This is a genomic window from Marivivens sp. ABH4_498, from assembly GCF_056160585.1.
In genome coordinates this window covers 172,962-184,737 of the sequence record NZ_JBSWXL010000005.1, presented here as the reverse complement: position 1 = coordinate 184,737, position 11,776 = coordinate 172,962, and the positions used below count along the sequence as shown (strand labels likewise).

The 11,776-nt window shown below is 56.3% G+C and carries 8 protein-coding genes; 7 read left to right on the top strand and 1 reads right to left on the bottom strand.

The window, feature by feature from the left end; translation table 11 throughout:
- On the top strand, positions 1-3,213 hold a 3,213-nt coding region (locus ACXAGA_RS12590; RefSeq protein ID WP_475117825.1), incomplete at its 5' end, for an OmpA family protein.
- A gap of 79 nt (positions 3,214-3,292) precedes the next feature.
- Here the strand turns inward: ACXAGA_RS12590 and ACXAGA_RS12585 are convergent.
- The gene (locus ACXAGA_RS12585; RefSeq protein WP_475117824.1) at positions 3,293-4,306 is read right to left on the bottom strand and encodes a LacI family DNA-binding transcriptional regulator; all 1,014 of its coding nucleotides are present in this window, start codon (positions 4,304-4,306) and stop codon (positions 3,293-3,295) included.
- A gap of 205 nt (positions 4,307-4,511) precedes the next feature.
- On the opposite strand from ACXAGA_RS12585, the gene iolG reads away from it, so the two are divergent.
- The 6 genes from iolG (at position 4,512) to exbB (ending at position 11,774) form a co-directional block, all read left to right on the top strand.
- Positions 4,512-5,504, top strand: a complete 993-nt coding sequence (gene iolG / locus ACXAGA_RS12580; protein ID WP_475117823.1) for an inositol 2-dehydrogenase — start codon at positions 4,512-4,514, stop codon at positions 5,502-5,504.
- Positions 5,505-5,609: 105 nt separating this feature from the next.
- Complete coding sequence (iolE, locus tag ACXAGA_RS12575; RefSeq protein WP_475117822.1) at positions 5,610-6,521, top strand: myo-inosose-2 dehydratase; 912 nt, start codon at positions 5,610-5,612, stop codon at positions 6,519-6,521.
- A 31-nt stretch (positions 6,522-6,552) separates the two neighbouring features.
- The gene (locus ACXAGA_RS12570; protein WP_475117821.1) at positions 6,553-7,332 is read left to right on the top strand and encodes a TIM barrel protein; all 780 of its coding nucleotides are present in this window, start codon (positions 6,553-6,555) and stop codon (positions 7,330-7,332) included.
- A 328-nt stretch (positions 7,333-7,660) separates the two neighbouring features.
- Positions 7,661-10,288, top strand: a complete 2,628-nt coding sequence (locus ACXAGA_RS12565) for a TonB-dependent receptor (RefSeq protein ID WP_475117820.1) — start codon at positions 7,661-7,663, stop codon at positions 10,286-10,288.
- Positions 10,289-10,354: 66 nt separating this feature from the next.
- A complete protein-coding gene (locus ACXAGA_RS12560) occupies positions 10,355-11,038 on the top strand; it encodes a Fe2+-dependent dioxygenase (protein ID WP_475117819.1) in 684 nt (227 codons plus the stop codon).
- 1 nt (position 11,039) lies between these two features.
- Complete coding sequence (exbB, locus tag ACXAGA_RS12555; protein WP_475117818.1) at positions 11,040-11,774, top strand: tonB-system energizer ExbB; 735 nt, start codon at positions 11,040-11,042, stop codon at positions 11,772-11,774.
- The last annotated feature ends 2 nt before the right edge of the window (positions 11,775-11,776 follow it).

The following is an 11,776-nucleotide window of genomic DNA, read 5'->3' as shown; positions in this document are numbered from 1 at the left end:
GGATTCCTGAGCGACCCAACCCCAGTGGGCTATACGGTGGACGATGCGGACGGCAACACGTCGAATGTGGCGGCACTGGCGATCGACTATGGCGATGTGCCGGTTGCGAACGACGACACGTTGATCAGCCCGGTCTATGGCGCTGCAACGATCTCTCCTTTGGGCAATGACACGGATGCGGATAACGCGCTGGATGCCACGTCGGTTGTTCTGACGAATGCGCCGGCTGGTGCGACGCTTGCGGCGGATGGCAAAACGCTGACCGTTCCTGGCGAAGGCGTCTGGACTGTGGATGCGGTGACCGGCGACGTGACCTTTACGCCCGAGGCCGGATTCCTGAGCGACCCAACCCCAGTGGGCTATACGGTGGACGATGCGGACGGCAACACGTCGAATGTGGCGGCACTGGCGATCGACTATGGCGATGTGCCGGTTGCGAACGACGACACGTTGATCAGCCCGGTCTATGGCGCTGCAACGATCTCTCCTTTGGGCAATGACACGGATGCGGATAACGCGCTGGATGCAACATCGGTTGTTCTGACGAATGCGCCGGCGGGGGCAACGCTTGCGGCGGATGGCAAAACGCTGACCGTTCCTGGCGAAGGCGTCTGGACCGTGGATGCGGTGACCGGCGATGTGACCTTTACGCCCGAGGCCGGATTCCTGAGCGATCCAACCCCAGTGGGCTATACGGTGGACGATGCGGACGGCAACACGTCGAATGTGGCGGCACTGGCGATTGACTATGGCGATGTGCCTGTGGCGACGGACGACACCATGTATAGTGATACACTGGTTCCATTGACTGTGGATCCATTGGAGAACGACGTAGATGCGGATAATGCGCTGGATGCCAGGTCGGTTGTTCTGACGAACGCGCCTGCGGGGGCAACGCTTGCGGCGGATGGCAAAACGCTGACCGTGCCTGGCGAAGGCGTCTGGACCGTGGACGGGGCGACGGGTGCGATTACCTTTACGCCTGAACTAGGGCTTGTAGGTGACGCAACGCCAGTGGCCTATACGGTTGCGGACAGCGATGGCAATGTTTCTGCCCCTGCGTCTATTGCGGTAAGCTATGGTTCAACGCCTGAGGCCACGGATGATGCGGCGACGCCAGCAGAGCCCGGTCCAGTCATGATTGATCCGATTTCGAATGATGACAGTGATTTCCCGCTGGATCCGACATCGGTCACGCTGACGGGGGCAAATGCGCCTGCGGGATCAACTCTCTCTGCGGACGGCAAAACATTGACCGTTCCGGGCGAAGGTGAATGGACGGTGAACGCGACAAGTGGCATGGTCATGTTTACGCCGGCTGCTGGTTTCTCGGGCTCTCCAACGCCTGCTGCCTATCAGGTTTCGGATATTGCGGGACGCTGGTCGAACGAAGCAATGTTGTCGGTATCGGTATTGCCTGCGGTTGATATCACAGCGAATGACGATGATGACATCGTGTTGGACGGTTTGACGGGTGCGACCTCTGCTGTGTCGTTGCTCGCGAACGATACACTGGACGGCGCTGCGATCACTGATCCGTCGCTGGTGAATGTGACCACGGTCACTGCTCCGGCGCCAGCAACAGGTGCGATCACGTTGAATCCGGATGGGACTGTAACTGTTGCCGCTGGAACGTCGCCTGGGACCTACACGCTGGGCTATGAAATCTGCGAAGCGTCGAACCCAACGAACTGTTCGACGGCCGAAGTGGAAATCGTAGTTGTGGATGGCCCAACGGCGCTTATCGATGCAATCGAGGACGACCTGAAAACCATCCTGCAAGAGGATCTGGCGAACACATTGACGATGCAGAGCCGTCAGATCAGTGGATATTCTGCTGATGCGGTAAACCAGCTGCGTGGTCGTTCGGCCAATAGCTGTCTGGCGGATGTGAACGCATTGTTGATTGCAGAAAACATTCTGTTCGACACGGACAAGGCGATCATTAAACCACAAAGCTATCGTATCCTTGACGAGCTTGCTTTGATCCTGACCACATGTCCGGATGGTGCGTTTGAAATCGCAGGTCACACCGATAGTGATGCGTCGGATGCATATAACCTGGATCTAAGCCAACGTCGTGTGGTTGCGGTTTTGGCGGCATTGACTGCGCGTGGTGTCGATACGACCAACTACGTTGCGCGTGGCTACGGTGAACGTGAACCTATCGCGTCCAACGACACCGCAGAGGGTAAGGCGCGCAACCGCCGCGTTGAATTCCGTGCGATTGACGGTGCGATGGATTCCTATGCTGGACCGTGTGAAGACCGCTATAGCCTGACCCGTGCGTTCAGCGCGAATGCAGACGAAAACGGTGTGAAAGCCAACGGCAACTTCGTCAGTGATGCGCATGATTGTATCACGGATCGTCGCGAAGTTTTCGAAGGGTCCTTGTCCTATATCGACACTGAACAGGGCCAGACCCAAAGCATGATCAACCTGTCCTACCGCCGCGAGCAGTACAAAGGTGACAAGAGCGTCTTTGGTTACTTTGTCGGTGGATATAGTTCGCAGTCGGATGTCACGCGTCTAGCGACGGGCGAAATCCGCGGGCTGGGTGTGAATGCCGGTATCTATGGCGCGAACCGTTTGGATCGTAACCTGTTCCTAGATTACTATCTGGGTGCAGCCATCGGTCGCCACGAATTCGAACTGGATTTCGACCGTGCCGAAGGAACAATCGCAGCAAACGGTGAATACCGCTATGTTGCTGGTTTCGCTGGTGCGGCGTTGTCCGGAGAGATCGAATTCGGCAACACCACTTTGGCGCCTCGTGTCGGGTTCGATGCGGTCTACACGCCAGGGGCGGATGTTGATGTGGTTGCAGAACTGGGCGGCCTGTCTCAAGCAGGTGGTCTGGAACTGGATGCCATCGCAGGCGGTCGTGCCTTTGCCGAACTGCGGGCAGATCAGCTGATCAACGATGGTCGCGCAAACCTGTGGGTCAATCCACGTGTCGCCTGTTACCAATCGATGGGATCGATGTCGGGTGTCTGCGGATACGGTGCATCGATCGGGATCGAATCCGCCGGTGACCACAACGATCTGTCCTATGGGCTGACGTTGGATGGTGAATGGGGCAACGGATACTCCTTTGGGTCCATGTCCTTTAGCATCGAACGCGATCTGGGTTTCGGCACAATCAGCGGCGACGCTGGCCTGACATCGCGCGGTCGGGCGAACGTGGGTGGTGCGTTGGAAATCAATTTCTAACAGCCGCACAAACGGAAAATGCGAAAAGGCGCCCGATTAGGGGCGCCTTTTTGTTTCGATCGTTGGGCTTCGTAGGTGATTATGCGCTTTCGCGACGGATCAGTGTGCCCATGAATTGACGATCCAAATTGGCGGTGTCGTTGCTTTCCAATACATCGACCAAATAATTGGCCATTTCGGTAAGCGGCTGCCTGTAAGTGCTAAGCCGGTAATTCGGGCTAGCTGCCTGAGGCACATCATCAAAACCGAATACTGCGATATCTTCGGGAACGCGTAGACCCAAATGATGGCGCACGGCGTCAATGGTACCCATCGCGATCGCGTCGTTTTCGCAGACCAGAATATCTGGCAATTCCCTGCGGGTCACGTTTTCAAAACGTGTGCGCACCGCGTCCGCTGCCAAAATCGCGTCATATGCCTCTACGGCAAGGCTTTGGACCTCTGTGCCGAATGTGTCGGCCCAAAATTCGGCGAATGTTTCTTTGCGCAACAAATGCGCGGAAGGCACGCGCGGGCCAGCAACGTAGAACGGTTTTCTATACCCTTTATCTGCGACGTAACTGGCTATTTCCAACGTTGCGGCGCGGTCGTCCACGCAGATGGAAATCGTGTTGTCCTGTTCAGAACTACGCGCAAAAATGATCAGCTTTTTGATGTTGTGGGCCTTTTGGACGGCCTGCAAGACTTCATCGTGGAATTGAAGCCCAATCAGGATCGAGGCATCAACGCGGCGGCGACTGGCATGCGTCAGGGCAGGGGCCGTGTCATCTGCATCCAGTGTGTTCACCAGCAACGTGTCCCAACCGCGACTGCGCATCGCCGTGGTCAAACGTTCTAACATGACCAGTTTGTGCGGGTTCGCAAAATCATCGATCAAAAGGGCGACAAGATTGGACCGATCCGATGCCAATGACGCGGCACGAAGGTCGGGGATGTATCCCATTTCTTCGGCGACCTTCATCACCTTGTCGCGTGTTTTTGGGGAAATTGACGCGTCTTTTTTGAACGCTCTGTTCACCGTCCAACGCGACACGCCAGCCGCAATCGCCACGTCGTCGGCTGTAACATTTGCGGTTTTGGGTTGGCTGGTCACGCGAATGGCTCCTGATCTTTGACGTGTGGTTCTACCGTGATCTATCCGCAATTCAAAGGGTATTGGGCTGTGTATCGCGGCGCTTTCATTTCGATCGTAAACCATTTTTGCACTCGCGAGCATAAATAGATTGCACGCGTGTGCAAAAAACGTATGAATCACATTAACGAAGCGCAATGACGAGTCGCTTCTTTGGGAGGAATACATGCTTAAAATTGGGTTGCTTGGCGCTGGCCGGATTGGACAAGTGCACGCTGTGAACATCGCAGGTAACGCACGTTCGACGCTGGTTGCGGTTGCGGACGTCTATGCGCAGGCCGCTGAAAAATTGGCGGCAGAACACGGGGCAGAGGCCCGTTCCGTCGATGATATCCTGAATGACGACACAATTGATGCGGTGCTGGTAGCATCGTCCACTGACACGCATTCGGACCTGATCGAAGCCGCGACCGCAGCGGGCAAAGCCGTCTTGTGTGAAAAACCTGTCGACCTGTCGTTAGAGCGTGCCAAAAAATGTCTGGCCGCTGCATCGACTACGGGCAAACCGGTGATGATCGGATTTAACCGCCGTTTTGATCCGAACTTTGCCGCCGTGCGCGGCGCGTTGGTATCGGGCGAAATCGGCAAGGCTGAATTGCTGTCGGTCACGTCGTTCGACCCTGCGCCGCCCCCTGTTTCCTATATCAAAGTGTCGGGCGGATTGTTCCGTGACATGATGATCCACGATTTCGACATGGCGAATTTCCTGATGGGCGACCGCCCCGTGTCGGTCCGCGCGGTCGGATCGTCGATCGTTGATCCCGAAATCGGCGCTGCGGGTGACGTGGACACCGCAGTTGTCACCATGACCTACGCCGATGGCCGTATCGCCGTGATCAAAAACAGCCGCCGCGCTGTGTACGGATATGACCAGCGGGTTGAACTGCTGGGCTCCGAAGGATTGCTTCAGGCGCAGAACATGCTGGAAAACACGGTTGTAAAGTCGACGATAGCCGGCGTTGTGTCTGCCAAACCAACCTATTTTTTCCTTGAACGTTACATGCCTGCCTACGCGGCAGAATGGGACGCATTTGTTTCGGCCGTTTTGGACGGAACAGATATGCCGGTCACGCTCGAAGACGGTATCGCTGCATTGGCGATGGCCGAAGCCGCGACCGAAAGTTTGAAAACGGGGCAGGCGGTTACCGTCAGCTATTAATGGCCTGACTGTGCGACGCGACATGCGGCGTGCATCCAAAATTATGCACGATCCAATAGGCCAACCTATCGACGTGGCCAAAACCTGATGAACCAAGGCATTCAAATGATCCAGTTTGGAACAAACCCTATCGCTTGGGCCAATGACGATGATCAATCGCTGGGCGCGGATATTCCGACCGCCCGCATCCTGACCGAAGCGGGCCGTCTGATCGGCTTTGACGGGATTGAAAACGGTCACCGCTGGCCGCAGGACGACCCCGAGGCGCTGCGCAGTCTGCTGGCCGATTATAGGCTAAAGTTCATCTCGGGCTGGCATTCGTTGAATGTGCTGACCAATTCGATCGACGATGAAAAGGCCGCGATCCAGCCGCATCTGGATAAATTGAAACACAACGGCTGCACCGTGTGCATCGCCTGCGAAACATCCAACACCATTCAGGGCCAGCAAAAGCCATTGTCCGAACGCCCCGTGTTGGATGCGGCGGGCATGACAGAATTTGCGAACCGCGTCGAACAGATCGCCGCCTATTGCGCGGATCAGGGGATCGATCTGGTCTATCACCACCACATGGGCACGGTCGTGCAATCGCCCGAAGATATCGACGCGTTTATGGCCGCAACGCAGGCAGCGGGCGGCAAAACCAAGCTGCTGTTTGATGCGGGCCATTGTTATTTTGGCGGCGGCGATCCTGAAGCCGTGCTGCGCAAACATGTGGATCGCGTGCGCCATTTCCACGCGAAAAACGTGCGCCCTGCCGTCCGCGCCCGCGTCGAAACCGAAGGCTGGTCATTCATGGACGGTGTGCGCGGGTCCGTGTTCACCGTGCCCGGCGATCAGGAAGGCGGGGTAGAGTTCACACCGCTTTTACAGATCCTAAAAGACGCAGGATACGACGGTTGGATCGTGATCGAGGCTGAACAGGACCCCGATCTACGCAATCCGCTGATGTATCAGACGCTGGGGTTGCACACATTGAAACGCATCGCCCGCGAGGTCGGGTTGATCCCTGCCTAAACGGCAAACATTTAAGGGAAGGAGAGCAAATATGGGTCAATCATTTCAACTTGCCGCCTGCGCAGAGATGCTGTGGCTAGATAAACCAATAGAATGGCGCGCCGCACGATTAACCGAACGTGGGTTGGGTGTTGGTTTGTGGAACCATCCCGAACATGATTTGGCAGCGCTGGAATCTGTCGGCGCGAATTATACGATTATGAACGGCTATTTGCAGGGCCGCCTGACCGATGCCGAAGGCGCGGATATGTTGATCGCGTCCGCGCGCGAAACCGCACAGGTGGGCAAACGGCTGGGTTTGGATCGGTTGAATTTGCATGGCACGGGGCTGGGTAAAGGCGGTATTCCGATCCCGCAGCACGGTGCCTTTGGGCCCGACAGGGTGCTGCGTGCGCGTGATACGTTGCACCGGATCTGCGACATGGCCGAAGAAGAAGGCGTTGTTTTCACGCTTGAAAACCTGAACCCATGGGATCACCCAGGGTGTCCGTTCGGGTCTACCGCGGATGTGTTGAATTTGGTGTCTGCCGTTAATCGCCCGCAATTGCGGATTAACCTAGACCTATATCATACGCAAATTGGCGAAGGTGATCTGATCCGCTGGTGTGAGGCCTGTTTGCCTTGGATTGGGGAAATTCAGGTTGCCGATAACCCCGGCCGTTGCGAGCCAGGCACCGGAGAGATCAACTATGCCGGCGTTGCGCAGGCCCTGCACGGCATGGGCTATACCGGACCTGTCGCGATGGAGGCTTGGGCTGCCAAAGACAGCGACGCCGCTGTCGATGCTTTCGTCGCGGCATTCACCATCTAAGAACGATAGGTGGTCCACCATGGGCCGCCTTTTTACTGCTAAATCTTTTGCTGCGTGGTTCGTGGTCCGTGCGCCGCGCCAATGCGGCCTGATCAACGTGATCTGTGTGATCGGCCCCCGTTTCAGACATCAGACCGCAATACCCGAGTCTCTGCCAAAGGTTTGTGGCTATAAAGTCACTATAAGTTTACTGTTTTAGTCATAATTATCCTGCATAAACAAAATTTGGTTTACCCGACCAAATTGCTAAACTATCGGCGTAGCGCATTCAAAGCCATCTACGACTCATGTCCAGACAGCCAACCGGAAACAATTGGGGACATGAATAATGCGCAACCTACGAAATACCTCTGCCTTGGGGACTGCGTCGCGACCGACCAGCCTTGTTGGGGCGTCCTTGACGGCTGCATGTTTGGCCAGCGCTGCCTTTGGCCAATCGGCAGAAACGACCATCGTTTTGCCAACCGTGGACGTCGAAACAACCGAAGTTGAGCAACAGCCTGCACCACGTCAGCAAACGACAGCGCGCCGTACGGCAGCGCCTGCTGCTCCGCAGGTTTGTATCCCAGAACTATATGGCACGCCGATCTGTGCCGCCGAAGATGCTGCCCGCGCCGAAGCCGAGGCAGCAGCCCAAGCCGCCGCCGAAGCCGCTGCATTCGCCGCAGCAGGTGGCAGCCAATACGCCGACCCTAACGCCCCGTTCAAAGCGAACACTTCGGGCAACAGCCGTTTGCAGGGCGACCTGCAGGATATGCCGCGCACGGTGACCGCCATCACCCAAGAGGTGCTGGAAACCACCGGCACCACCAGCATCCGCGAAATCGCGCGTTCGACACCTGGTATCGCACTAGGCTTTGGCGAAGGCGGATCGTCGTTCGGTGACAACCTGTATATTCGCGGTTTCAAAGCGAATAACGACATCTACCAAGACGGCGTTCGCGATCCAGGTATCATGGCGCACGAAACCTTTGCCACCGAACAGGTCGAAATTCTAAAAGGCCCATCGGGCACTGTTGGCGGTCGCGGCACCACAGGCGGCGCGGTTGATATTCAATCGAAGCAGCCTCAGGACGTTGATTTCACGCGTTCTGTTACCACCGTGACCGATGCCGGCACCCGCCGTCAGGAAATCGACATGAACCAAGTTGTGAACGATCGGTTCCAATACCGCATCAACGGCATGTTCCAAGATGGCGTTGTTGCTGGCCGTGACGGCGTCGAAGACGACCGCGAAGGTCTGGCAGTCGCGCTGCGTTACGAACTGACGGATCGCACGACTGTCAACTTTAACCAGACCTACACAAAACTAGAAGGCGTGCCGGATTGGGGCGTTGCATATATCAGCGACGACACACGCGGCATTGATGGCCCGATCACCGAATACGGCATCGATTCATCGACCTTCTACGGCATTCCTGGTCGCGATTTCCAAACCGTTGAACAAAACATCAGCACCTTGTCGCTGGATCATGAATTCGACTGGGGCGGCAAACTGACCAGCACGCTGCGTTCGTCATCGTCCAGCAACGCGTACATCGTTTCCGCACCTAGCAACGGCAACACCAACGATTCCGACGATATCAACGATTGGACCGTTGGCGTCAGTGTTAAATCCCGTAACCAAGCCATCGATTCCTTGGCAAACGTGACCGAACTATCGGGCACCGCCGATTTCGCGGGCTTTACACATGATTATATCATTGGTTTGTCGTTCGAACGTACCGACGTTGGTGCAGGCGATACGACCTATAACAGCGAAAGCTATGAAGACATCTATCTGCCGGGCGATCTGGATTGTCCGTCGGCGATCAGCGCAGTCGATCCTGCCTCTGATCTGGCAGATTGTTGGGATGGTCAGGCCGCAACATTGAGCGAACCCCGTCTGACAGGCCGCACCGATGCAGGCAGCCTGTATCTGATGGACCGCGTCGAAGTGAACGATCGTCTGACCTTTACCGGTGGTCTGCGTTTGGACACCTACAATCAGGAAAAATACAGCTATTCGCGCCCAGACGGTGCTGATGCGGCAGAACCTGTTGCAACCGATTATGGCGCAACAACCACTGAAACCTGCCGTGGCACACGCTGTTTCACGTCGACCGATTGGTCGACCGCAACCGACGCTGAAAAACAGGCCTACGCCGAAGCCTACAGCGCATGGGATGCAGCATATCCTGAATCGCGTGACAGCGATCCGTCGGTCGAACGTTATGACCAGATGGTGAACTACAACCTCGGCCTGACTTACGCGCTGCGTGACAATGTCAACCTGTGGGGCGCTGTCTCCACGTCGTCCAACCCCGCTGGCCAAGAAATCGGCGCAGGCGGCGGTGACTATGGTGGTCTGGATGCGAACCGTCTGTTCGAACCAGAACGCAACCTGTCGTTCGAATTCGGCGCCAAAGCCGAAGTGCTGGAAGGTCTGTCGCTCACCGCGTCGCTGTTCCAAACCCAAAAAGAAGGCGCAGCCGAAGGTGGCGGTGCTAACGCAACCAACACGCTGGACTACAAAATTTCGGGTATTGAACTGGGCTTTGCGGGTAACGCAACCGAACGTCTGTCCCTGTTTGGTGGCGCAACGTTCATGCAATCCGAAGTCACAGGTTCCGCAACTGAAACCAACATCGGTCAAAGCATGGCGAACATGTCGCACGAACAGGCGACATTGCTGGCGATGTACCAGATCAATGATCAGTTCAACGTTGGCGGCCGTGTGACCTACACAGGCGAGAAAAACCTAGGCAGCGTCGTTCCTAACGGAAACACCCTGCCGTCGTCGACTGTCGTGGATGTTTTCGGCGAATACGAATTCGAAGAAAACATGGTTCTAAAAGCAGGCATTGCCAACCTGTTTGACGAAACCGCGTACGACACCGGTTACCGTTCCGGCAGCCCGTTCGTCTACGTCGCGCCTGGTCGTGAAATTTCGGTCACTTTGGACATGAAATTCTAATCAACCGACATTGGGGGCGGTCTGAGCCGCCCCCTTTTTCTTCAACTCATAATTCAGGGGTCCGCCATGCTGATCACCGTTCCACAACTATTTAGCAAAGACGAAGTCCGCCTTATCCGCGCGAAATTGGATGCTGCTGATTGGCAGGACGGCAAACTGACGGCAGGCGCGCAATCGGCCGAGGTCAAACAAAACCGCCAACTGAATCCCACGTCGGATACAGCGCGGGAATTGGGCCAGCTTATCCTCCAACGGCTGGGCCAAAATCCTTTGTTTTTGTCGGCTGCGATCCCGAACAAAATCCTACCGCCGATGTTCAACCGCTACGAAAGCGGCGAAACTTTCGGCGTTCATGTCGACAATGCCGTGCGGGTCAATCCATTCACGCAGGAACGGCTGCGCACAGATTTGTCGATGACAATCTTTTTCTCGGAACCGGACGAATACGACGGCGGGGAATTGATCGTGGAAGACCACTACGGCGCGCAAACCGTCAAATTGCCCGCTGGAGACATGGTTCTGTATCCTTCCACGTCGCTGCATCAGGTCACGCCCGTGACCCGCGGCGCGCGTGTTTCATCGTTCTTTTGGTTGCAAAGTATGGTCCGTTCGAACGAACAGCGCAGCATTCTTTTCGACCTTGATCAAAACATTCAATCGATGGCCGAACGGTTGGGTGCAGACGACGAAGGCGTCGTTGGCATCACGGGCGTCTATCACAACCTGATCCGGCAATGGTCGGAAATGTAACATGGATATTGATGTAACTGCTCTTCAATCTTGGCTGGCTGAGGCTGGTCACGATCACATGTCGCCCGTTGGTATGTATCTGGCGGCGGATATCGTTGTGAAATCTGTCATGGTTTCGCTGGCTGTAGCCTCGGTTCTGGTGTGGGCGATCTTTGTCGCGCGCCTGATGGTGCTGCGCGGCGCGATCGAACGGATCAAACGCAACTATAAAAAACTAGACGAAGCCGGATCGCTGGCTGCCACAGACCATTTTGAAAAAGGTCGCGGCGTTGTGGGCGCGATGGTCCGCGCGGCGCAATCCGAACAGGACCGTTCCCAAGGCGCCGCCGCACACGGCATCAAAGAACGCACCGAAAGCGCTTTGTCCCGTATCGAAGCCGGCGCCGCGCTCAACATGCAAAAAGGCACTGCGCTATTGGCGATTACAGGATCGACCGCGCCGTTTATCGGGTTGTTCGGTACTGTGTGGGGCATCATGAATTCGTTCATTTCGATTGCCGAAACCAACACAACCAATCTGGCGGTCGTCGCACCGGGTATCGCCGAAGCCTTGCTGGCAACCGCCATCGGTCTGGTCGCCGCGATCCCTGCTGTGATCTTCTATAACCTGCTGGCCCGCGGCGTTGGCGGCTACAAAGTCATGCTATCGGATGCTTCGGCATTGGTTCAGCGCACGTTGTCGCGCGATCTGGATCTACCGCCGGCACCTGCAGCGCAAATCGTCGCGGCGGAGTAATC

Bases quoted from the DNA above. Each gene is read 5' to 3' on its own strand.
- iolG (WP_475117823.1), top strand. From the start codon at position 4,512: ATGCTTAAAATTGGGTTGCTTGGCGCTGGCCGGATTGGACAAGTGCAC.
- iolE (WP_475117822.1), top strand. From the start codon at position 5,610: ATGATCCAGTTTGGAACAAACCCTATCGCTTGGGCCAATGACGATGAT.
- ACXAGA_RS12570 (WP_475117821.1), top strand. From the start codon at position 6,553: ATGGGTCAATCATTTCAACTTGCCGCCTGCGCAGAGATGCTGTGGCTA.
- ACXAGA_RS12565 (WP_475117820.1), top strand. From the start codon at position 7,661: ATGCGCAACCTACGAAATACCTCTGCCTTGGGGACTGCGTCGCGACCG.
- ACXAGA_RS12560 (WP_475117819.1), top strand. From the start codon at position 10,355: ATGCTGATCACCGTTCCACAACTATTTAGCAAAGACGAAGTCCGCCTT.
- exbB (WP_475117818.1), top strand. From the start codon at position 11,040: ATGGATATTGATGTAACTGCTCTTCAATCTTGGCTGGCTGAGGCTGGT.